At 51.5% G+C, this 23,228-nt stretch carries 22 protein-coding genes; 2 read left to right on the top strand and 20 right to left on the bottom strand.

Features of this window, described 5'->3' with window-relative positions; genetic code table 11:
- Positions 1 to 74: 74 nt before the first annotated feature.
- The 6 genes from EV294_RS17900 to EV294_RS17875 all read right to left on the bottom strand — a co-directional run bounded on the left by EV294_RS17900 (position 75) and on the right by EV294_RS17875 (position 4,732).
- A complete protein-coding gene (locus EV294_RS17900) occupies positions 75 to 983 on the bottom strand; it encodes a LysR family transcriptional regulator (RefSeq protein ID WP_132309176.1) in 909 nt (302 codons plus the stop codon).
- Positions 984 to 1,034: 51 nt separating this feature from the next.
- Positions 1,035 to 1,580 carry a GrpB family protein gene (locus tag EV294_RS17895; protein WP_132309174.1) on the bottom strand — a complete coding sequence of 182 codons (546 nt, stop codon included), beginning with the start codon at positions 1,578 to 1,580 and terminating at the stop codon, positions 1,035 to 1,037.
- Positions 1,581 to 1,606: 26 nt separating this feature from the next.
- On the bottom strand, positions 1,607 to 2,320 hold the full coding sequence (locus EV294_RS17890) for an AAA family ATPase (RefSeq protein WP_132309172.1): 714 nt from the start codon (positions 2,318 to 2,320) through the stop codon (positions 1,607 to 1,609).
- A 12-nt stretch (positions 2,321 to 2,332) separates the two neighbouring features.
- Positions 2,333 to 2,626 carry a hypothetical protein gene (locus EV294_RS17885; protein WP_132309170.1) on the bottom strand — a complete coding sequence of 98 codons (294 nt, stop codon included), beginning with the start codon at positions 2,624 to 2,626 and terminating at the stop codon, positions 2,333 to 2,335.
- A 47-nt stretch (positions 2,627 to 2,673) separates the two neighbouring features.
- The gene (locus EV294_RS17880) at positions 2,674 to 3,471 is read right to left on the bottom strand and encodes a DUF2935 domain-containing protein (RefSeq protein WP_207918163.1); all 798 of its coding nucleotides are present in this window, start codon (positions 3,469 to 3,471) and stop codon (positions 2,674 to 2,676) included.
- Positions 3,472 to 3,535: 64 nt separating this feature from the next.
- Positions 3,536 to 4,732 (bottom strand): MFS transporter, encoded by a 1,197-nt coding sequence (locus tag EV294_RS17875; RefSeq protein WP_132309166.1) that lies wholly within the window; start codon positions 4,730 to 4,732, stop codon positions 3,536 to 3,538.
- Between the two features lie 154 nt (positions 4,733 to 4,886).
- Between EV294_RS17875 and EV294_RS31005 the strand changes: the two genes are divergently transcribed.
- Positions 4,887 to 5,306: a hypothetical protein gene (locus EV294_RS31005; protein ID WP_132309164.1), complete on the top strand. Its 420-nt coding sequence runs from the start codon at positions 4,887 to 4,889 to the stop codon at positions 5,304 to 5,306.
- A 47-nt stretch (positions 5,307 to 5,353) separates the two neighbouring features.
- Here EV294_RS31005 and EV294_RS17865 read toward each other — a convergent pair whose 3' ends face one another.
- The 9 genes from EV294_RS17865 to EV294_RS17825 all read right to left on the bottom strand — a co-directional run bounded on the left by EV294_RS17865 (position 5,354) and on the right by EV294_RS17825 (position 14,826).
- Positions 5,354 to 6,460, bottom strand: coding sequence for a Ger(x)C family spore germination protein (locus EV294_RS17865; protein WP_132309162.1), 1,107 nt, complete (start codon positions 6,458 to 6,460; stop codon positions 5,354 to 5,356).
- A complete protein-coding gene (locus EV294_RS17860; protein WP_132309160.1) occupies positions 6,453 to 7,550 on the bottom strand; it encodes a GerAB/ArcD/ProY family transporter in 1,098 nt (365 codons plus the stop codon). The genes EV294_RS17865 and EV294_RS17860 overlap by 8 nt, the downstream gene beginning before the upstream one ends.
- Positions 7,551 to 7,554: 4 nt before the next feature.
- On the bottom strand, positions 7,555 to 9,045 hold the full coding sequence (locus tag EV294_RS17855; RefSeq protein WP_243711697.1) for a spore germination protein: 1,491 nt from the start codon (positions 9,043 to 9,045) through the stop codon (positions 7,555 to 7,557).
- A 112-nt stretch (positions 9,046 to 9,157) separates the two neighbouring features.
- Positions 9,158 to 9,538, bottom strand: coding sequence for a hypothetical protein (locus EV294_RS17850; protein ID WP_132309158.1), 381 nt, complete (start codon positions 9,536 to 9,538; stop codon positions 9,158 to 9,160).
- Between the two features lie 90 nt (positions 9,539 to 9,628).
- Positions 9,629 to 10,480 carry a molybdate ABC transporter substrate-binding protein gene (gene modA / locus EV294_RS17845; protein WP_132309156.1) on the bottom strand — a complete coding sequence of 284 codons (852 nt, stop codon included), beginning with the start codon at positions 10,478 to 10,480 and terminating at the stop codon, positions 9,629 to 9,631.
- Between the two features lie 201 nt (positions 10,481 to 10,681).
- Positions 10,682 to 11,221, bottom strand: a complete 540-nt coding sequence (locus EV294_RS17840) for a GNAT family N-acetyltransferase (protein WP_132309154.1) — start codon at positions 11,219 to 11,221, stop codon at positions 10,682 to 10,684.
- Positions 11,222 to 11,226: 5 nt separating this feature from the next.
- The gene (locus EV294_RS17835) at positions 11,227 to 11,784 is read right to left on the bottom strand and encodes an NADPH-dependent FMN reductase (protein ID WP_132309152.1); all 558 of its coding nucleotides are present in this window, start codon (positions 11,782 to 11,784) and stop codon (positions 11,227 to 11,229) included.
- A 61-nt stretch (positions 11,785 to 11,845) separates the two neighbouring features.
- Positions 11,846 to 13,858, bottom strand: coding sequence for a Na+/H+ antiporter (locus EV294_RS17830; RefSeq protein WP_132309150.1), 2,013 nt, complete (start codon positions 13,856 to 13,858; stop codon positions 11,846 to 11,848).
- A 74-nt stretch (positions 13,859 to 13,932) separates the two neighbouring features.
- Entirely contained in the window at positions 13,933 to 14,826 is an 894-nt protein-coding gene (locus EV294_RS17825; RefSeq protein ID WP_481856080.1) for a manganese catalase family protein, read from the bottom strand.
- A gap of 87 nt (positions 14,827 to 14,913) precedes the next feature.
- Between EV294_RS17825 and EV294_RS17820 the strand changes: the two genes are divergently transcribed.
- Positions 14,914 to 15,765 carry an MBL fold metallo-hydrolase gene (locus EV294_RS17820; protein WP_243711696.1) on the top strand — a complete coding sequence of 284 codons (852 nt, stop codon included), beginning with the start codon at positions 14,914 to 14,916 and terminating at the stop codon, positions 15,763 to 15,765.
- A gap of 49 nt (positions 15,766 to 15,814) precedes the next feature.
- Here EV294_RS17820 and EV294_RS17815 read toward each other — a convergent pair whose 3' ends face one another.
- The 5 genes from EV294_RS17815 to uca all read right to left on the bottom strand — a co-directional run bounded on the left by EV294_RS17815 (position 15,815) and on the right by uca (position 23,208).
- Positions 15,815 to 16,522: an MOSC domain-containing protein gene (locus EV294_RS17815; RefSeq protein WP_132309146.1), complete on the bottom strand. Its 708-nt coding sequence runs from the start codon at positions 16,520 to 16,522 to the stop codon at positions 15,815 to 15,817.
- 14 nt (positions 16,523 to 16,536) lie between these two features.
- The gene (locus EV294_RS17810) at positions 16,537 to 16,995 is read right to left on the bottom strand and encodes a putative immunity protein (protein WP_132309144.1); all 459 of its coding nucleotides are present in this window, start codon (positions 16,993 to 16,995) and stop codon (positions 16,537 to 16,539) included.
- 7 nt (positions 16,996 to 17,002) lie between these two features.
- Complete coding sequence (locus tag EV294_RS17805) at positions 17,003 to 17,518, bottom strand: DinB family protein (protein WP_132309142.1); 516 nt, start codon at positions 17,516 to 17,518, stop codon at positions 17,003 to 17,005.
- Positions 17,519 to 17,794: 276 nt separating this feature from the next.
- Positions 17,795 to 19,564, bottom strand: a complete 1,770-nt coding sequence (gene atzF / locus EV294_RS17795) for an allophanate hydrolase (protein ID WP_132309138.1) — start codon at positions 19,562 to 19,564, stop codon at positions 17,795 to 17,797.
- Positions 19,561 to 23,208 carry an urea carboxylase gene (gene uca, locus EV294_RS17790; protein ID WP_132309136.1) on the bottom strand — a complete coding sequence of 1,216 codons (3,648 nt, stop codon included), beginning with the start codon at positions 23,206 to 23,208 and terminating at the stop codon, positions 19,561 to 19,563. Before uca ends, atzF begins: the two co-directional genes overlap by 4 nt.
- Between the last annotated feature and the right edge of the window lie 20 nt (positions 23,209 to 23,228).

Genomic DNA, 23,228 nt, shown 5'->3' with positions numbered 1-23,228 from the left:
CAAGAAAGATATCATGGATTTCGAGTTATAGTGTAACTGTAAAATACTATATCCAGCTATAGCCAATAGCTATATCAAGGAGCAGGAGCTATCGCTTGATGCAAAGCCTCGATATAAGCGGTTCCAAGCTTGGATAACGCGGTGCTCCGGTGCGCAATCCAGCCTACGTTAATCGTCTCGTCCGTCTCAAGCGGCACGGGTATAATCTCGTTTCCGTTCAGGTCCGCGCTAAGCACGCCGGTTGAGATCGTGTAGCCGTTCAAGCCAATCAGAAGGTTGAACAACGTTGCGCGGTCGTTGACCCGGATGCTTTTCTTATGCGATAAGGTGCTTAGAATCTCCTCGGCGAAGTGGAAGGAGTTATACTCTCCTTGGTCAAAGGACAGATACGGAAACTCGTCCAGCTGGTCGATCGTTACCTTGGCTTGCTTCGCGAGAGGATTCTTGATGCTGATGAAAATATGCGGCTTGGCCGTAAACAGGCTCGTGAACTGCAGGTTCGAGTCCTTCAGCAGCTTATTGATGACTTTGCCGTTGAATTCGTTCAGATAAAGGATGCCAATCTCGCTTCGAAGGCTTTTTACGTCCTCGATAATTTCGTAGGTCTTCGTTTCCCTAAGCGACAGCTCGTATTCCTCTTGGCCGTATTCCTGGACTAGACTTACAAAGGCATTTACGGCAAAAGCATAGTGCTGCGTGGACACCGAAAAATGCTGCGGAGACGGCTTTTTATTCAAGTACCGGCCTTCCAGCAGCTCCGCCTGCTCCACCACCTGACGGGCATAGCCGAGGAACTCTACTCCCTCCTTGGAGAGGGATATCCCTTTATTCGAGCGCTCGAATATGGCCAGCTGCAGCTCTTCTTCCAGATCCTTAATGGCGTTCGACAGCGTTGGCTGCGATATAAACAGCCTCTTCGCCGCTTCGTTAATGGAGCCGCGGTTCGCGACTTCAATGATGTATTTGAGTTGAGTTAAAGTCATCTTCGCCTCCCGATTGCTGTTGAAGCTTAAGTTTCTTCCTATCGCGTATGCCTACCTGTCCGTCTCGCCCGGCTGCCAGCCGGTATCTTGCGACCAGAGATGCGCTCTATGCAGAATGTCCCATACGATGGGGGCTTTGCCTTCAACATACTTGATCCGCTCATGCTTGTGCAATTCCATCAGGCGGTGCTTCTCTTGCCCGTAACGCAGGCAATCCTCCGGGTGCTGCCGCAAATAATCGCGGAGCAACAGGTTCATCTGCTCCGAGAAGCTTCCTGCCTGCCTCACGTGAATATGGGTTCTGCGAGTACCGGGCGCTTCTCTGAGATACCTCTTTGATAAATCCGGATTGTCATCCCTATACACGAATCCGAGCTGTTCAATATTGGGTTTATAACGATCCAGCTCGTCCAATCGGGAGACGGAGATTTGAATATCGATGATCGGCTTCGCATCCAAACCGCTAATCGAAGTTGATCCAATATGATCAATTCTTAACGCAATATCACCTAAAGCTTCCCGCAAGCTTGCGGCCGTCTCTTGGAACATGATCGGCCACCTCGGGTCATGCTCCGCAATTCTCCATTGGTCCTCCACGCTTACGACCTCCCTCCTGCCTTGAATCAGTCTTCAAACAATTCTTTGAGCACCGTCTTCCGGTTCTCGAGAAATCTGCGCGTCACAATATAGTGCAGCGTATCTTCATATGCGATTTCCTCAACGGGCTGTTCATCGAAATTATAAATTTGCGCTTCCGGATACCCCAGAAGAATCGGAGAATGCGTTGCGATGATGAACTGGGCCTCCTCCGATAAATCTTTAATAACGCGCATAAGCGCAAGCTGCCTGGCCGGCGATAACGCCGCCTCGGGCTCGTCGAGGAGATAGATCGCTTTTTTGCCGAACCGGTGCTTGAACAGCGACAGGAAAGCTTCCCCGTGCGATTGCTGGTGCAAGGAACGGCCGCCGTAATTGCGTAACACATCGGGATCAAGAGTGTCGATATAAGAAGCAAAGTGATAAAAGGTTTCGGCGCGCAGAAAAAAACCGTTCGTCACCTTGGGCATCCAGGCTAGCCTTATGGCGTTGCCCAGTATCGCCGATGAAGCCTCTACTTCATAAGCGTTATTCCTGCCGCCTCCTGCCGTATGGAAGCCGCATTGATAGGCAATCGCCTCAAGCAAGGTCGATTTGCCCGATCCGTTCTCCCCAACCAGAAACGTTACGTTTGAACGGAAATGCAGCCTTTTCATCGACCGGATTGCCGGTATCGTGAAGGGATATTCCCGCTTGTTTATGTTCTCGTCCCGCCTGATCTCCACGCTTCTTAGAAACACAAGCTTCAACTCCTAGCTCTGAATACTTGAATGAGAGTTCTTGTCTATGTAATAAGAGGGATCCGCAATCATTAACTCTTTGAGATCATTTTCGCTTAAGATATGAATCTCCTGCGCATGAACGCCTGTTCCATAGCCTTTGGTCAAAACAACGATAATTTCATTATCGCCGTCCTCATTCAGATCAGCAACCTCTATTACCGGATAATACGCAGGATTGGTTACATTGGACCATGGGAACGACTTGGACGCGTACGATGCGCTGACAGAGATCCTTGAACGAATCTCGGTTTCCCAATGTTTCATTCCCCATAAAAAAACGACTATCTCGTCAGGAGATAGTCATTGCTTCGTCAGGGCTGCACACGCGGCTTATCCGCTTGGCAATTCGGGCTTGGAACCAGCCCCAGCTGGGCCAGCTTCGTAAGATAATAGCATTCTTCCCGCATCATATGATCGGGCATTAACGGACTGATCCGGTCAAGCACCTCATCCGTAACTTCCAGCTCCTCCAGCTCCTTCAGAAAGGCGACAAACAGCTTCATTTCCACATCCACTTCTTTATGGAGCCGCCTGAAGGCGGGAAAATCCTTCAATTCCGTCCTCATGTAACCTGCCATTTCCACGCTTTTTAAATAAAGCTCATTAAACCGTACTTCGAATAGCTGCGTCCGCTTGATCATCGGCTTCTCGACAAAATCGAGGTCGCTGCCGATCGAAGCGGCATGCCCTGCTGCATCGGGCAGCCACAAGAAATCATGATGAAGAGCATCAAACACAGGTACCGGCTTGCCGGCGGCAAGCTCCTTCAAAATTCGAAGATACTCCTCCAGCTCATTCACCATATGGTTGAGAAAAGTCGGAGTCAGCATAATCTTTACTTTCCCAAACAAGGCTCTTTCCAGCAAATTCAGCTTAAAAGACCGCATTTCGATCGTTAAATCAAGCGCTTGCCTGCTAATGGACAAACAATCCGTCTCCGATGAGGATTGTCTTGCATACTCGAGCAGCTGATCAAAAGCCGTTATAAAATAGTTGGCAAGCTTGATATCATTGCTCTCTACCGGCGACAGGGTATTTAAAATAAACCTGCCATGATCGCCCAAAATTTGCAGCCAGAAGCGATGCTCATACCATTCAGACTTGGCCAATCGCTGATCCCTCCTCCGCTTCATTCCTATAGATGGTATGAAGGGAACCGCCCGGATATAACGTTTAACCTTGCTTTGGCTTGATTGTAAATAGAGCGATAAGCGCGGCGGCAACGCAGCATGCGGTTAACAGCCAGAATAAGGAGGATTTCGTATGCGCGATAAGCAACGCGGCTAAGGGAGGGCCTGCCGCAACGCCAAGAAACCGGATACTGCTGTATATGGAGGTGATCGTGCCGCGCTGCTCCTTCTCAATTCCTTCCGTCAGCAGGGCATCAAGGCTTGGCAATGCCGCTCCAAGGCCAATGGAACCCGCGAAGAGGATGATAATAATGAACCATATCGAGTCCCTTCCTCCAAATGCCAAAAAAATAAAGCTGCCTGCCGCTTCAATGAACCCTATGACGCTAATCCATTTCATCAGCTTCTTGTTCTGACCGATCCATTTGCCGATCGCCCATGAGGTGGAACAGAGGGCAGCAAGCGGAATAGCAACGAGACAGCCCTTCAGAATGCCGTGACTCCCCCGTTCCTCCAAAATCTCGGATAAATAAAACAAGGAAGCGAATATCGCAAACATATTGATTCCGCCCGCCACGTATACGCCCCAAATCCATCTTCCCTTTTCATGGAACAAGGAAATGACATTCCGCACGAACTGGCCAAAAGGAACAGCCGGTTTTTTATCCTTCGGAGCTTTAACCCATATGGCAACTAAAAGAAAGGAGATCAGGCTGAATACCGGAATGAACCAAAATGGCATATACCACGTCCACATGGCCAAAGCCGACCCTATAATCGGGGCAAGTACTTTCCCAAACGTATTTGCCGTTTCGACAAGGCCAAGTCCGTTGCTTACATCCTCTTCCTTCTTGAATAAGTCCCCGACAAGCGGAAGCACGACCGGGAAGCAGCCTGCCGCTCCCAATCCCTGAAATAATCTCCCCGTCATAACAAGAGCATACGGTTTATCGAACGAAATAGCGGCAAAGCCGCAAAAAGCGCCGGCGGCCGCAACAAGCAGCAGCCCGGGCAGAATTACTTTTTTCCGGCCAATGCGGTCTGACAAATATCCGGCAATCGGAATAAATATGATGGCTACAGCCGCATAAGCCGTAATTAGCAAACTGGATTGTACCGCGGTTATTCCCATCGCTTTCTGCATGGAAGGAAGGACTGGAATCAAAATGGAATTCGCCAAGGTCATCGTTAAAGGAATAGTTGCGATGGAAGCCAAATCTAATTTTTTCTTCTTCTCCATTACATCCTCCAAGTAAATCAGTCGGGATTAAGTTGAGCACCGCTTATTAGAATGTCCTCTGCCGCGCAGTTTATGACGGAGAAAAATAATTGAATAGTAATTGAGTTGCTTGGGACTCTATACGTGTTCGTCAAACCAAAGGAGGAATTAATCCATGCAATTCGCAAACAACAATCAAGCAAGCCAGTCCCTTCATCAATGCGAGCAAATGATTCAACAGCTGGTTAACCAAACGCAGCAAGCCAGCCAAAATTATTCGATGCTGCTTCAGCAAGAGCAGCAAAACGCGCAGCGTCTTCAAGAGCTTGCGGCCCGCGAGCAAAAAGCAGCCCAAATCATTCAGACCGCTCTTCAAGGTCATCAAACGGCTATCCAGCAGCTACAACAAGTATCGCAGATTTGCAAACAAGTGGAGAGCATGATTCATACGCAATTCAACTCCTCCGTTTCGCAATCCTTTAACGCCCATACTCCGTCCTACAACACGGGTTATGCATCGCAGCATTCGTATACGAATTCGAACTTCAACTCCAACAACGAAGGCATGAACTCGCCATACCGTTCGATGCAATAAGACACAAGAGCCCGCTTAAGGCTGGTGCCTGAAGCGGGCTTTTTTATTTACCTGATTTTTCCGTAATCCTTCGCTTTGAATTGAAGCTTGCATTCAATCTCTACTTTGGGATACTCCTCGCGCCAATCCAGCTTCTTCCACGCTTCGTATGACATGCTGTTTCGGACATGCATGCCGATGCCAAGACTGTCCACCTTGTGCTGCTGCAGCTGCTTCACCAGCCGATTCGCGCTTTCGGACATTATCTCCGAAACTTTACGTTCCACCTCATGTCTCTGAGCGTCGATGCTAAGTTTTTTGTTCCCGATGTATTCATGAACAGAGCCTTTGAAATAGGCCTTGATCGTAACGTGCATCTTGCCGCCGGCTTTGCGTTCAACATGTACCTTGCGGTTGCTGAGAACGGAAGTGAACATGATGTATTCCGGCGAACGCCCGTCTTCGCCGTTGCTCAAGTCCAAGCTCATGTCCCCTTTCTTGAATTTCCCCTTCAAAATCGAAAACAACAAGGCATCGCGATTCGGGATTTTGGCGATATATTTGTAATCCTGAAATAAAGCAATGCCATCAACCGTAATATCTTCGCCCGTTTCCTTCAGAATGGGTGCGACCGGATCGATTCCGTCCTCATAATAATCCCGCTCAAACTCGTATAGCGTTGTTTTCGGAATGCGGTTGTTGCTGCTCGATTTCTCCAGCAGCCGATTGATGTATTTGTCTGTAGACAAATGCTGCTTGTAATTCTTGATCAGCATTTCCTTCGCGTTCCCGTTTACCAAAGTGATCTTGACTAAGGGGGAAATGGAGGTGTCCCTTAATATGCTGTTTATCTCATTCGACAGGTCTTTGCGAGCAAGCGCCTCGGAATAAAGCAGTACGCGGATTTGTCCGTTAACAAGCAGCAGATCGGTTTCGTTGGCAAATTTAACTCTCGCGTCCTTTGAGCTTTTTCCGATTGCGGAATGGACTTCCCTTTTCACTTTTATCGTCGGTTCGGCTCTTGGTATACTGACGGTAATTTCCACCTGGTTCTCCGGAGCCGTATCATAACTGGCCGCGTAGGTAAAACCAATGCGCTCCAATATCCGGTAATCGCATCCGGGAAGAACGACAAGCATCAATATCGCCAGCAAGCTTATCAGTAATTTATTCATGAGCGGCACTTCTCCCCATATTCTGAAACATAAGAACGACCAATAACAGAATGGGCAGACCAAATGCGATTCCGCATTCGATCATGCTCAGCGTGCTTAGCCAATCCCCAACCTCGTTTAGCGTCTCCGGAATATAAGCGATCAGAAAGCATGTCAACATGACTATAAAAGCAAGGAAGTTTGCTTTCAATTTCGGGAAAATTTGCTTCAGTACCTCCAGAGCGCACCATTCGTACATCAGGATCGAGAATAAGACGGTAAACAATATAAACCCGTACAGCAAATTCTCCATCCGCTCCATAAACGGAAAACGGATATAGGCTAACATTTCAAGCACGGGAAATGCCTTGTTCTTCAATTGCTCGAGACTATATACCCCGAAAGTAACGATCGAGAGATAGGTATAAGTCATGGTGGTCATGCCATTGCCGATCAGGACCGATTTTACGAACTTAGTCTTCTGGTTCGTATAGGCAAACATGAGAAGGACAACCTCGTAACCAAGAAGCGACGAAAAAATATCCAGGCTTTCAAGATAAGTGAAATGCCCTCCTTTGAATAAGTATGGCGTAAGCCTAGACCAGTTGAAATCCGTATAGAAAAAGAACAGAAGAAAGAACATCCACACAAACAGCCAAAAAAATACCGTTGAGGCTTTCGTAATATTGTATAAGCCTTTTGTTAGCAGCCAGAAGACCAGGAGATCCATGATGAAGTTGAATTCCATCGGATCCGTAGTCGGGAAGGCATACATCTGGAAAATAAGAATATATTCCTTCCCCGCCATGCAGCCAAGCATGATCCATACCAAAGCCAAAGCCAAATAAACGGGTACCAGCATAAATTTGGGAATCGACTGCTCCAGGATTTGAAATATTGATCGCCCTTTCCCCAGCTTGTATACCGCCGCAATCAATAAAATATTTATGGTGGCGATAAGACCAAACCCCAGCATCGTAATCCAGCCGTTAGTGCCGAAGGTCTCCGCGAGCAGCTGCGGAAGAATTAACGCCATGACACCCGTTTGAATCATATGGACGAGGATGGTGGTATGGAATGGGGAGAGCTTTTCCTTCGTCTCCGTATTCATATGGTCACTCCTTGGTTTTATTTCGCACCATATTCGGGGAAGAGCTTTGCGAAGGTCTTTCCCGCAAGGCTGTGAAGGGAGCACGAATAAAAATGTCCTTCCAATCTTTTGGCTTAAACGGGGCAACCGGATTCAGATATGACGTCCCCATGCTGGTTAAGCCGCTCAAGTGAATGACGATAGCCGCGATGCCAAACACCAGTCCCAGATTGCCTAAGAAGCCTGCCAGCATGATGAGTCCAAACCGGATTAACCGAATCGAAGCACTCATCACATAACTCGGAATCACGAAAGACGCAATGGCGGAGGAAGCAACGGCAATGATAAGAATGTTACTGGTCAGCCCCGCCTGTACGGCTGCCTGTCCGATAACGATACCGCCTACGATGCCAATCGTCTGTCCGATTTTGGTTGGAAGTCTGGCTCCCGCTTCGCGAAGCAGCTCAATGGTTACTTCCATTAACAAAGCCTCGTATAATGGCGGGAAAGGCACCCTGCTCCGGGATTCCGTTAACGTCATGAGCAAATTTTCCGGAATCATCTCGTAATGAAACGTCGTAACCGATACGTACAACGCGGTAAAACTGATCGTAATAACAAACGCGATGAAGCGAAGCAGTCTGATGGCGCTGCCCAGTATCCACCGCTGATAGTAATCGTCCGATGAAGAGAAAAACTCGAAAAACGAGGTAGGCAGGGTCATGACGGACGGGCTTCCGTCCACGATTCCCGCTACGCGTCCCGCCACCAGCTTCGAGACAATCGCGTCTGGACGCTCGGAAGTCAGATACTGCGGGAAAATCGAATATTTATTGTCGTCCATGTACTGAATGAGCATATTCGTGTCAAGAATGGCATCAACCTCGATTTGCTGGATGCGCTTCTTCGCCTCTTCGACAAACTTCATATTGACGATATCCTTCACGTAGAGCAGATACACGTCCGTCTTGGAAACCTCGCCAACGGAGAGCTTAATCACCTTGAGATGCGAGCTCTTCAGCCTGGCGCGAATCATCGCGAGGCTTGCATTGATTTGCTCGGTGAAGGCATCATGAGGGCCTGTAATGACCGTTTCCGTCTCCGATTGGCTAATCGCTCTTGCTTCCGGGCTATAGACATTGAATACATAAGCATCCGGACCGTGAAAGATGGCTATGCCGCCGGACAATACATCCAGAATCAGCGTTTTGCTGCTGGTTGTTTTAAAGGGTTGCAGATGCTTGAGCATCTTAGCGACATCCTCATCGCTACCGCTTAGCAACGGTGACAAAATATGCCGGCTGAGCTTATCCTTATCCGTCAGTTGATCGAAATAAACAAGATCAACAAGGTGATCCGGAAACGTTCGGTGCGTAATATCGCTGCAGTCTATAAACTCGTCCATCGTGTGCGCAAGCGTCGGCGGCTGGGAGTTCTGCTCGGGCGGAGGCTGCTTATCCTGATTGTTCGCCGATTCTTTAATGATCATGTTTCGCAATGCTTTAGAAAAGGTCATCCGCGCATCCTCCTGACAAGGATAGAATAAAACTTAGTTTGCATAATCTTCCTGAAAATTAACCAAAAAAAACCGCGATCCGAGATCGCGGCTTCTTAATATAGTCATCAGCTTAATAAAGTTGGTTATCTGTTTTCACCTTGACCTGCAGCGCACCGTTAACCGCTATCGAATCAATCGTGACGTCGGCTTTTCCTCTATAATTATTTTCGATGTAGCCAAAAATCGTGATTTCCTGTTTCGTAAGCTCATCCTCATACCTTAGCGTTATGGAGCCCTCACCGAAATTTTGGGGTAGGACATGGAGTTTTTGCTCCGAATGAGCCTTCAACCCGAAGGTTTGCGTACCGTTGGGAAAAACAAGAACCAGCTGGGAAATGTCCTCCTCCAGTTGATTGTGGACCGTAATCCGAAAGCCCTCGTCACTCTTATGGGATAAGACCATAATCGCCAGAGTAAACAAAATAAATGCGGCAGCAACAATTTTACGCATGACTACCTCCTCTTCTCGCTAGTTACCAGTGTAATCTCATTGCCGCCGCATGTAAAATAAACCAAAAAGAGAAGTTTGCCCGTTCTTTTGTTAAGCTCCTTGTTTTGCAGGTACGGAGAAGCCGAATTTCAAAAACACGTCAAGCGCTTCCTGCGTTTGCAAATAGGTATAGAAATCTTCCGCTTCCTTGCCGTGCTTCGTTGCTTTCACGATTCCCACCGGATACTGGATAGCCATGTAGGTTGCCGGATCTACGGTAAACGCGATTTTTACTTTATCCGAGGTTAAGGCATCGGTCTTATACACAAAGCCTGCATCCGCGTTGCCCGTCTCTACATATTGAAGCACTTGCCTAACGTCCTTGCCCTGCACGGCTTTGGATTGCAGCGAATCCCACAGCTTTGCATTCGTTAACGACTCTTTCGCGTAATTGCCGGCAGGAACGCTCTCCGGAATACCGATCGCAACATGCTTCACTTCCGCATTGGTTAGATCGGCTTCCGTTGCAAGAGCTGCGCCGCCATCAGCCGGAACTACGACAACAAGCTCATTGCTGAGCAAATTCGTTTGCTTATCCGTATCGATAAGCTGCTTGTCAACCAGTGTCTTCAAGTTCTTCGCAGCGGCGGATAGGAACAGATCTGCCGGAGCACCTTGTTCAATTTGCCGCTGCAGAGCGCCCGACGCGCCGAAGTTGAAATTCAGCTTCACATTCGGATTTTTCTCTTTGTACGTGTTTTGGATTTCGATAAGCGCGTCCGTCAAGCTCGCCGCCGCGGATATCGTAAGCTCAACTTGCGTTGTGCCGGCATGACTGCTGTCTGCGTTGGTCCCGGCTGCGTTCTTGTCTGCCGCCGTGTCGTTGTTCCCGCAAGCCGCCATAACGAGAACGGTGATAGCCAGACCTATTAAAACCAAACTGCTTTTAAACGTTTTCCTCATCCGGTCTCCTCCAAATATATCTGTTTATATCTATTTTTAACTAGTTTATATCATAGGTCATTATGCATTCCATCAGAAAATTGACTGTTTGCTACGGATGCGATCGCCATTGCTCGTGGATTCCTTCAATAAGTTATAGCGTTGGAATTCACGAGCAAAAGCGAACGGCTGTGCAGATTACAGCTGCACAGCCGTTTTTTGTTAAGTCAAGTCTTCTTTCGTGATTGCAAATAAGAGATGATCTTCCCATTGACCGTTAATTTTTAGATAACGCTGAGCCAAGCCTTCTTGCCGAAAGCCGGCTTTTTGGAGGACGCGGATCGAACGCTCGTTTTTTGGCATTACGCCAGCCTGAATACGGTGGAGCTGCAGCTCGGCGAAGGCTTTGCTGACCGCTTCCGATACGGCTGATGTGGCATAACCGCGACCGTTATGAGCCTGATCGATAAAGTAGCCCATATACGCATTCTGGAACACGCCGCGGGATACGCTCGTCAGGGCAATCCGGCCTATCAGCTCGTCCCCTTCCCTCAGGAATACGCCGTAAAAATAAGCCTGCTCCCGCTGTGCCGCGGAAATACCGTTGCTAATTTCCTTCACCTGTTCTTCGAGCGTATAATGCCCTTCCCCTCTAATAGGTTCGAAAGGCTGGGAAAAAGCGCGGTTCCTCAGCTTCAATTCAAGCATCGGCTTGGCATCTCCGAGCTCGAGCAAGCGCAAGTAAATCCCGTTCGTACTCATTGGCGCTATTCCTTCGAACGCTCGACCTTATGGACGAATTTATCCACTAATTGCTGCAGCACTTGCAAGGTGGCAAAGTCCGTTAACCGGCCGTCATCGTCAAATTTCAAATGCGCCTGGGCAAGCTTCAGCTCAGGACGGTTCACCGGATCCATATCGAGGGCGAAAATGAGCTGGCGCAGGTTGGTTTGCGCGCGTGCCGTGCCGCTTGGACCGGTTGTAGCACCCATTACGGCCACCGGCTTCGCAGCTAGCGGCGCGCCGATATTTTTCCGGGATACCCAATCAAGCGCATTCTTGAGAACGCCCGTGATAAGGCCGTTGTATTCGGGAGTACTGATCAGAAAACCGTCTGCGGAGCTGCACAGCTCGGCGAACTGCTTGACGGATTCCGGCAGATCCTCCTCGAGATCCTGGTTGTACAGCGGCAGATCGCCAAGGTCGGCGTAGGTGTATGTATAATTTTCCGGTAGAAACACCGCCGCGTTTTTCAGCAGCGTTTTGTTCAGGGAAGCCTTGCGCAAGCTGCCTGTCAGGCCAACAATATGATAGGATTGCGTCATGATGTGCATCTCTCCTTCAATTCTTAAAGTATACGGTGCAAATTACGGCACAGCTTTAAGATTAACCGATTTCATCCTCCTCGTACATAGCCGCCTCGCGGTCCCGGATATGCCGCCGCAGATTTGAAGCAAGCTCCCGGTCGATGGTTCCTTTCTCGTACAAGGTCTGAACCTCATCCCTTTCGGCCTGAATGGCCACCCAGTGCAGCTCTTTCCTCGCTTCGTTGAAATCATGCGTCTTGTTTTTCGTATGAACAGGCATCGCCTTCATCCGTTTAATAATCTGATGATAATACGCCGTTACGCATTCGGTGGGATCGTCTTTCGTGTCGGGCTGGCATCTGGCATCCATCTCTTCAAGGACGGCCTCCGAACATTGAAGTCTTAATCCGCGCAGCGTGGCAATATCCGCATCGGTGAACGCCAATTTTCGGCCCGCGCTTGTAAAGTTTGCTTTCACTTTGCTCCATAAACCCTTCAGCACCATTCGCCATAGATGGAGCCGGTTGGCCAAAATCAGCTCGATTTGATCCAGCATCTTATAATAGAAATTCGCATGCTTCTCGCTGATCGTACCTTTCTCGAGCTGCTCGTTAACGTATTTCCGCTCGATATCGAGCGCGATCATCCGCATTTCCAGCTCCTGCTGGCGGCGGCGGGGCAGCGGCCGGTTCTGATTTTCAATCATCTCCAGCTCCAGAATCATCCTGCGGTATTCCGCAATAACGGACTCGATCGCCTCCTCGTTGGCCTCATGAGTTACCCGTTCCAGATGACGAATAGCAGCCCCCATCACCTTCATTTGCCATTCCCGCTCCTCATGCGCCTTCTCGGATTCGTCGGCGGCAACCCGTTTTTTCGCGATGAGCGGCAGCAGAATGCTGGCCGTCAGAAGCGATAACAGAATAATAAAGGCGGCGAGAAAAACGATTAAGTCTCTTTGAGGGAACGGATCGCTATTGTTCAGCACAAGCGGAATCGAAAAAGCACCAGCGAGCGTAACGGCTCCCCGCACGCCGGAAACCGTCGTCAGAACGATGACTTTGAGTCTGAGCTTATCTTTTCCAAACCAGGTGAACAGAAAGGTCCAGACGAACCGAAGCACCAGCAGCAGGACGAAAATAACGATCGCGTAACCGATGACGACCCCGTTATTAAAATTGGGATCCTTGAAGATCACCGAGGCGACCTGCGGGATTTGAAGACCTAAAATAACAAAAACAAGCCCGTTCAAAATAAACAGGATAACCGACCAGGTATTGACCGACACCGCCTTCATCCTTGGCATGCTGTGATCAACCCGGTCATCTTCAATGGCATGGACGATTCCGCCAGCGACTGCCGCAAGGATACCGGATACGCCAAGCTCCTCCGCGATAAGATAGAGCAGAAACGGCGTAACGAGCTGCAGCAGCATATGCATCGTCTCGTCTTCCAGTCCCGCCCTTCTAAGCAGCTGCCGGATTCCTATGATGAGAAACGCCAGCACGGCCCCGATCAGCAGTCCGCCGGCAGCAATCATAATAAAGCTGAACGTTGCTTTGTGCAGCGAGAATACGCCCGTCATCGCTGCAGCAATCGCGAATTTGAAGGCAACGAGGCCGGAAGCATCGTTCATCAGGGCTTCGCCTTCCAATAGGCGCATCAAGCTTTTGGGCAGCTGAATCCGGCCGGCCAAGGCGCCTACGGCAACCGCATCCGTCGGAGACAGAATAGCCGCGAGACCAAAAGCGGCTGCAATAGGTATCGTCGGGATCATCCAGTGTATCGTGTAACCCACAACAACAACCGTTGCAAACACCAGCCCCACGGACAGCAGCAGAATGGGTGCCCTCAGCCTCCACAGCTCGTCGCGCGGAGTATTTCTTCCGTCGTTGTACAAGAGAGGAGCGATGAACAGGATAAAGAACAGTTCTGGCTCCAGATGCAAATGGAACCCAATCGGAATAACGGCAATAAGAGCTCCGAGAGCAATCTGTATAAGCGGAACCGGCACAAATGGAATAAAGCGGTAAATGACGTTGGAAACGCCAATCAGGACAAGCATAACGAGTACGATAATAAAAATTTCCAAGCGGGCTCCTCCATCCTTTCGTATTACAAAAGGGACCAGCCGCGTAATGCGATCGATCCCTTCCGTTCTTTCTGCTACCTGCCCATGTCCGTCAGTCCGGGAGCATGCTCATTTGGCAGCTCGGGATTGTATGGTACCGGATAACCGTTTGGCGGAGGCACAACTTGCAGATCCCCGCCGTTGCGGCTTGGCGATTTTCCGGTAAAGATCTCGCCTATTCTCGTCTCGTCCAACCGGAAGTTGAATTGGGCGTTATGAAAGCCCATTTCCACGTACTTCCGGCATTCCGGATATTTGTTAATATCGTAATTCGGTACGGGGAATAAATTGCCCCAATTGACGCCTAAGGTTTCCAAAGCCTTGGCAAACGCATTCTGATGGGCATTATCCCGGACAATCAGGAAAGCCAAGGTTTCCCGGAAGGCTTTATTCGAGCTCATCTCGTAGATCCGGGATTTTTGGAGTACGCCCGTTGATTCAAGCAGAAGATTGTCCAGAAGATCGGCAATTAAGTTGCCGTGATTATAAACATAATTGCCAAGCCAGGGATTGCCGCCTGCGTCTACCGGCAAAGAACCCTGTGCGCCAACAATAAAGTGATGCGGGTTCGCATGCTTCACCGCCTCGTCAAGCGGAGCATTGTCTACACCAGCATTACCCGGAATTTCTTCGCCTGAACCAGTCAAGAGTTGATTAATGGTTGTCTGCACCAGCTCGACATGGCTGATTTCCTCCAAGAACACGCCTCTAATCAAGTCGCGGTATTGCGTCGCTTTCCCTCTAAAGTTCGTGCTTTGGAAAAAATACTGCATCATCGTACGCATCTCGCCGTAATGACCGCCCAAAGCCTCCTGCAGCACTTTAGCTGCGGCCGGATCCGGTTTATCCGGTACAATCATGTTAATCAAATCTTGTTTGTAGAAATACAAGGTGAAACCTCCTTTAGTTGGCTTAAGCGATAATAGCATGCGTCTTAAGAAAGTAATTCATTCGATGGTAATGATTTGCCGGGGAATGGGACAAATTACGGGCAATCAGGAAAGCGAGGGATACCGATGCAAGAGCATGAAGAGATGTCTTACGGCGAGGATTATCATTACCTCCCGGTTACTTCAATAAAGAGCGGTACGGGCCAGGAGGTTCTGCCCGACTTGTACGGTCTGACCGTCCAAATCGTGAATGTCTGTTTTATAGGGCTGCCCGGACAAAAAAACTGGGTCCTCGTCGATGCCGGCATGCCGCATGCTGCCGATACGATCATCGCGGAAGCAGAAAAACGCTTTGGTCCGGGAGCAAGACCGGACGCTATTCTTCTGACGCATGGACATTTCGATCATGTCGGATCGGTTGTGGAGCTGGTTCGCCATTGGAAGGTTCCCGTATACGCCCATCCGCTTGAGCTTCCATATCTCACCGGCCAGCGCAATTATCCGGAGCCTGACCCTACGGTAGACAGCGGGCTTGTTGCGAAGCTGTCCCCTTTTTTTCCGATCGAGGCTATCGATTTAGGACTCCATATAGCAACTCTGCCGGAAGACGGCTCCGTCCCCCATCTGGCGGGATGGCGGTGGATTCCTACCCCCGGGCATTCTCCGGGACATGTATCCTTCTTCAGGGACAGTGACCGGACCTTGCTCGCAGGGGATGCTTTCGTAACCGTTAAGCAAGAGTCGATGTGGAGCGTCATTACGCAAGAGCTTGAAGTAAGCGGCCCTCCTCGCTACTTAACGACGGATTGGAAGGCGGCTTCCGAATCGGTCCGCAAGCTCGAGGCTCTAAAACCGGCCGTTGCCGTTACCGGGCACGGGATGCCGATAAAGGGAGATTTGCTCGCGAGCAGTCTGGAAAATCTGGCGCGCAATTTCGATATCCTGGCCGTTCCGGAGCATGGGAAGTACGTTCAATAACAAAAATAGACCGCGGATGGATGTCCGCGGTCTATTTTTGTTTGAGGATTTAATCCAGAAACACCTTATCACCTTGCTTGACGGTGCCGGTCTTGACGACAGAAGCGTATACGCCGAAATGCAGGTTAAACTCTTCGTTCACTTTTCGAAGCAAAGAAGGATCCTTGACTTGCGTGTCCGGATTCATGGTAATGAGCACGCAGCGCTGGCAGAAGCTGTCCACCTGCAGCCGCGCATCGCCAATCTTCAGCCTTCGGCCGATCCATTCTCCTTCGGTAATCGAGTCGTCCGCGACCTTAACCACGAAGTTGGCACGGAAACGGCGCTCGTCAAGCTCCTTGCCCCAAGTCTGCTGAAGCTTGTTCAAGGAGCTGTCCGTAATGATCAGAATACTCGCTCCGTCCACGGACAGCAGCTGCGGATGCTCGGGATGCGCTTCTTTCATAGCCGACATCGACAGCCTTGTCTTTGTCTGGCCCTGGACCTCCTCCAGCAGCCGTTCATCCCAGCCGTACTCTTGCCCGTCCGGTCCCGTAATCCGGATTTCCCCATTCTGGAACGTCGCCCGATAGTTCAATAGATTAGGGATGTTCCTTGCCGTTATATATTTATGCCAATCCTTCTTCGTCTCATCGTAAAAGGTGACAAACCTGTCACCGAGCATGCCGTACTCTTCGATAGCGCAATGCTCAAGCTTCTCGCCCGCAAACGATTTCACCGGATAACGGTAAATCTCTTGAATCTCGCCGATTTGCACGTTCTTATACTCCTTTATCTTAACTGCTCAAGCAATTCAATAAGGCGCATGTATTGCCATTCCCGCTCCTGATCGGCAATAAGCTTGGCTTGCGCTTTATCAGCCAGATCCCGGATGGCCGTAGCCGCATAAGACGCGGCATGCACCGCATGACTGGCAACATGGGCCGTTGCGGCCGCATGACCGGCCGCCCGGGCGGCACGGGATGCTGCGCTGCTCGCGGCAATGACATCCCGAGCAGCGGTATGCGCGGCAGTTGCCGCCTTGCGCGCGGAGGACATCGGAAGCTCGCCTCGCGACCAGGCGCGGGCTGCAAGAATAGCCTCCCGCATCCGGTTATCCTCGGAGAGGACAACTTCGAAGCATGGACGGGCGCGGTCGGCACAATCTGCCGCCCATAAAGCCAGGACGCGATGATCGACCTGTTTGACCAGGTCTGCGATACGTCTGTCCGGATCGATTAGCCCCTTCATATTCTGCTCACCTGTCGACTGTCACTTTGTTCCATTGTTCCTCGATCTCCTTTATTTGTCGTAAATGATGACGGGTATGCATGTCGATCAGATCATGCCACTCTCTGGCATTCAACCAGCCAAATCCTCCATGTCTCACCTTATAGGAAGGAGGAATGGCGGCAATCCGCAAATCCCAAGCCCTTATGTTATCTATTAATTGATTCAGATCATGAAGATGATCGGCTTTATTTTTCGCGTCGTTAGGACTGTACTCCATGCCTTCCGGCAACTTGATCTTAACCGGCGGAAAAGCTCCCTCTCCGAACAATCTCTCCCCTGCTTCCGTTTTGCCGAGCGGCTGCTCGCTGCAGGACTCTTCGCATTGCCTGATATTGTCCAGATATTCAAGAGCAACATCAATGATATGCGAATAGACCTGGCCGATGGACCAGGTTCCGGGCTTCTTCCGGTAACGTAATTGTTCTATAGTATACTGATCAAGCTTCTCCATATAAGTATAAATAACTTCCAGACCTCTCATTGGCCACCTCTTTATGCACGCCCTACCTACAGTATATACCGTTCGCCAGAGATATTCATCTCTATGACCTGTTCAATAGAGCGGCTGTTGTTATTTACAATATGCCGGTTCTCCACGCCCGATTCCTTCCCTACTCCTGATGGGTAGGAAATGATATAAACTTGGTTGATAGCAAGCCTTTCCCCTCCCGGAAAAAGAAAACGCACTTTCCGTCAAGGGAGAAGTGCGTCTGTCTTCTTAAATTATAATAGTTCGCTATTCTTGCAGTCAATCGAGTTACAGCGTTGCTTCCGCTTTCGCTTTCGCTTCGGCAATGGCGGCAAGCGCTTTTCTCCAGCCTCCATAGGCAGTAATGTCCTCGCCATCAACCGTTCCGTAAGCCTCGCAGATAAAGCCTGGTACGATACTGCCGTCAGCGAGCTCAACTTTGCCAATCCCAAGCGGCGCCGGTATAGCAGCCGTGAAGGCTCCGAACGTGGCAATAGGCATCTCCCATACCTCTACTTCAATGGACGCCCCGCCCTGCGGCAGCTTTAGCAGCCCCGGCTTGGGCGGAATCGTCTGAAGCTTCATCAGCTTATAAGTCGGTGAAGTCCGGTCCTCGCGGATAAAAACGGCCCCATGCTCCTGCATTTGGCGTTCCAGAGGCAAACCTCGCATATGCAAGCCGCAAACAGCCACAAGCGTAGATGGCTGAGATTCTTGCGCCGTCCGAATAGTCTCGGCCAAACGGAACAGCATCCCTTCCTCACCCGATGCCGCAAACAGCGTAATCCCAAACGGCAAATCCGGTGCCGCATCGCCGGAAGGAACGGCAAGCGCGCTTTGATCCAGCAGGTTGCAGTGATTCGTATACAGCCCCATCGCGCTATTCGTGCTGACCGGGTCAGCCGCGACTTGCTCGCGAGTCCACGTTCCCCCTGCCGTCGGCATGATCAGCACCGCGTCTTGAAGCAGCTTTTTGGCTTCCAGCTTATAGCCCTGCAGCTTGTGAAAGGCGGTGAACACGGATGCCGCGTCAAATTCCGGCTTAGTCGCGCTGCGGAGTACCTTCTCCGTTACCGGAAACGTAACGCCGGGATGGGCCTCAATGAAGCTTCCCAGCGCCGACCAGCGCTCGGCTACCCATGGACCTTCATATAATAAGGCGGCCGCAGCCTGGAACAATTGAATATCGACGTATTCAACCGGAAGCTTGATCGCCTTAAGCTTGTTTACGGATTTCTCCCAAGCCAAGCGGTACGAATCGGCAAACGGTCCATAAAAAGTCAAGGGACCACCCGGAAGAAGCAGCTTTGCCGGGAGCTTGCGCTTGCCAGCCGGTATCTCCTTCGACCATGGATCATCCGCATGAATGCCCCGGACAACTTGGTCCACCAGCTCCGCATCCTCGAGATTATGGGCAAATACCGTCACGCAATCCAGACTTTCGCAAGCCGGAACAACCCCTTTGCTCGGCCATGCGCCAACGCTTGGTTTCAGACCAACCAGATTATTCAGCGCGGCAGGCACCCGGCCGGAGCCGGCCGTATCCGTTCCAAGGGAAAATACCGCATGCCCCAAAGCGACAGACACGGCAGAACCCGAGCTGGAGCCGCCGCTGATTAGCTCTGGACGCAGCGAATTATGCGTATCGCCGTAGGGACTTCTGGTCCCGACCAGCCCGGTTGCGAACTGGTCGAGGTTCGTTTTGCCGACCGGGATTGCGCCTGCTTGGATAAGTCGTTCGACAACCGCCGCGTGGGCGGAAGGCAGGTACGAATATTCTTCGCAGCCGGCCGTTGTGGGCATGCCGGCGACGTCGATGTTGTCTTTTACCGCAAACGGGATTCCCCACAGCGGCAGCTGCACACGATCCAGCTCCTGCAGTTGGTCCAGATAACACTGGATGTAAGCCAGCGACGGCGGCGTTATCCAAATATGCTTTTCTTTATCGGCTTCGGCACGTTCAATAATGGACTCAATCACTTGCGAAGGCGTTAGCGTACTGTTTAAGTATTGCTCTCTAAGCCAGGAAATGGTCAATACCGATTGAAGTTCGCTCATATACGGGTCAGCTCTCTTTCCGCTAGTTTCGAAATGCCAACAATCAATTGGCCGGCATTAACGCCGTCCCCCGGCTTAACATGCACGGAATGAATAATGCCGTCAAACGGAGCATTTTGCGAGAACTCCATTTTCATCGATTCTACGATAATAAGCGCATCGCCTTTCTTGATCGCATCGCCCGTACTTACAAGCACCTTCCAAACGCTGCCCGGCATGGAGCATTTCATGGCATCCACGTCAGAAGGCAGCTCTTCGTCGCTGACCGGCTTCGCGGAATCCTGCTCCGACACGTACTCGGCAAGTCCAAGCTCCTTCCAGCGCTCTCTTTCTTCATTAAATGCCATTTGCTGCCGGCTCCGGAACTTATCCGCGCTCTCCTCGATGGATTCCAGGAATTGCAGATATTGGCCAAGGTCAAACGTGGTTTCCGTAATATCCGCTTCGAACCTGCCGCGCGGGAAATCCTCCCTCAGCTGCAGCAATTCCTCAGCCGTAACCGGGTAAAATTGAATCTGGTCGAAGAAGCGGAGCAGCCACGGCCTGCCGGCCTTGAAGCTTTCCGTCGAACGCAGCTTGTTCCACATTTGGATCGTACGGCCAACAAACTGGTAGCCGCCAGGGCCTTCCATGCCGTACACGCACATGTAAGCTCCGCCGATGCCGACGGCATTCTCCGGCGTCCAGGTGCGGGCCGGATTGTACTTCGTTGTTACCAGCCGGTGACGCGGGTCGATTGGCGTAGCCAGAGGCGCGCCAAGATAGACGTCGCCGAGACCAAGCACCAGGTAACTGGCGTCAAATACAATGCGCTGAACATCATCGATGCTGTCAAGGCCGTTCACGCGTCGGATAAACTCCAGATTGCTCGGGCACCAAGGCGCATCCGGGCGAACATTTTGCTGGTAACGGTCAATCGCGAGCTGCGTAGCCGGATCATCCCACGATAAGGGCAGTCGGACAATACGGGACGGTACGCGTCTCGATTCGAGCGGCGGCAGGCCGCCGTCAATGGCAAGCAGCTGTTTGGCCGCTTCGCGGACGCTCATCCGCGAGGCATCGATATGCACCTGCACCGAACGGACGCCAGGCGTAAGATCAAGCACCGGAATAACGCCGTTCTCGCGGATCGCTTCTACAAGGGCATGCACCTGGAAGCGAAGCAGAAGATCCAGCTCCAGGGAACCGTACTCGACAAGTAGATTCTCGTCGCCGCTGCAGCGGATGGTAATCGGGAACTTGCGCCCTGCGGCCTCGCGGTACAGAACCGGATATTCCGGCGAAAAGGCATCATGCGCCGCCGGCAGTCCGCCAGCTTGAAGCTCATTGGCACGCCCTTGCCCAATTGCGTCCAGCAGTTGCTCCTGCCGCTTGCGAAGCTCCTCCGCTTCTTCCAGCGTTACTAGCTGGAAGCGGACTTTATCGCCCGGATGAAGCTGGCCCAGCTTCCAGAACTCGGCCGAAGCCGTTGTTACCGGACAGACGAAGCCGCCGAGGCTAGGTCCGTCCGGACCAAGCAGAATCGGCATATCGCCGGTCAAGTCGAGCGTTCCGACCGCATAGGCATTATCGTGAATATTGGATGGGTGAAGGCCCGCTTCCCCGCCGTCTTCTCTCTCCCACAGCGGAGCCGGACCGATCAGCCGCACGCCGGTTCTCGAGCTGTTGAAGTGAACCTCAAAGCTTGTTTTCGCAAGCTGCTCCAAATACTCCGGCTTCAGAAACTCGCTTGTGCAATGCGGCCCCGGAATAACGCCAATCGTCCACTCGCGGGAAATTGACGGCTGCAGCTTTGCAGGGAGCGAAGCTTTAACTAAGCTCTCCGTCGTTCCTTGTTGGCGGTTCACGCCAAGGACATCGCCGGTTCGCAGCGCGCGGCCGCCATGACCGCCAAAGCCGCCAAGCGTAAACGTTGACGCGCTGCCCAGAATAAGCGGCATGTCAAATCCTCCTTCGATCAGGAGGTACGTGCGCAGACCTTCCTCCGACTCACCGAAGCTTAGCACTTGTCCGCGTTCCGCCCTTACCGGCGTGTACATTGGAATTGCCTCATCATCCAGAGCCGGCTTCATATCAGCACCGGTTACGCAGAACAGCATGCTCTCACGGAATTTATACGAGCCGCCGCGCAGCGTCAGCTCGAGACCGCTCGCTTGATCCGCGTTGCCGAGCAGCTTATTGCCGATCCGAAAGGCAAGCGGATCCATCGGTCCGCATGGCGGTACGCCTACATCCCAGTGGCCTACCCGGCCCGGATAGTCTTGAACCGTTGTCTGAACGCCGCCGTCCAACACTTCAAGCGCGGACTCTGCCGGGGCAAATCCGTTTAACAGCTGCGTATATACATCGCCTGCAAGGAACCGACTCTCGTCGAGAAGCGCCTGAACATATTGCAGATTCGTCGTAATGCCATAAAAACGCGTCTCGTTTAAAGCATGTTTCAGCTTGGCAATGGCATCCTCGCGGTTCTCGCCATGCACGATTACTTTAGCGAGCATGGGATCATACAGCGTGGTTACCGTAATGCCGTCGCGAACCCAAGTTTCCGTACGGGCTTCGCCGGAAAATAACGCCTGATCCAGCTGACCCGCGCTTGGACGGAAGCCTTGCAAGCAATCCTCCGCGTAGATGCGGGCCTGAATACTATGACCCTTGGACTCCGGAACAAGAGCTTCCAATCCGTTCAGCTCTCCCGCCGCTTCCTTCAGCATCCACTCCACGAGATCAAGACCAAGCACTTCCTCGGTTACGCCATGCTCCACCTGCAGGCGGGTATTTACTTCAAGGAAGTAGAACTTGCAGCTCGAAGGATCGTACAGGAACTCAACCGTTCCCGCGCTGCGGTAACCGGCCACGGCCGCAAGGCGCTTCGCGCAGGCAAGAATTTCAGCCCGCACCTCCTCCGGGAATTGCGGAGCCGGACTTTCCTCGACAACCTTCTGGTTGCGGCGCTGCACCGAGCAGTCCCGTTCGCCGAGAGCTACAACCTCGCCATTGCCGTTACCGAAGATCTGTACCTCCACATGGCGCGCTTTCGCAATATATTTCTCGAGGAACATGCCGCCGTTCTTGAAGTTAGCCTCCGCAAGATGGCGCACGCTATCGAAGGCAACGCGCAGCGCTTCTTCGTCCGTGCACACCCGCATGCCGATTCCGCCGCCGCCTGCCGTGCTTTTCAGAATTATTGGATAGCCGATATCGGCTGCATGGGCAACCGCTTCATCCAGCTCGGTCAGAAGAGGAGTACCGGGCAGGAGCGGAACGCTTGCTTTCTCGGCCAGCTCGCGGGCGGAATGCTTGAGGCCGAAGGCTTCCATTTGCTCTGGAGTAGGCCCAATAAAGACAATGCCGTTATCGCGGCATGCGCGGGCGAAATCCGCGTTTTCGCTCAGGAAACCGTAACCCGGATGGATAGCTTGCGCTCCGGTGTCTTTGGCAATCCGCAGAATAAGATCCGCGTTCAGATAGCTCTCCTTAGCCGGTCCTTCGCCCAGAAGCACCGCTTCATCCGCCATGTCTACATGCAGGCTGTCTTGGTCGGCTTTCGTATATACGGCAACGGAGGCAATTCCCATGTTGCGAAGGGTTCTTTCGATTCGAACCGCAATTGCTCCCCGGTTGGCAATCAGTACTTTAGTAAACATGTAATCTCTCCCCTTCTCCC

The organism is Paenibacillus sp. BK033, assembly GCF_004345425.1.
GTDB lineage: Bacteria > Bacillota > Bacilli > Paenibacillales > Paenibacillaceae > Pristimantibacillus.
Note: the sequence above shows the minus strand (reverse complement) of the source record. Positions and strands in the feature narration are given on the sequence as shown.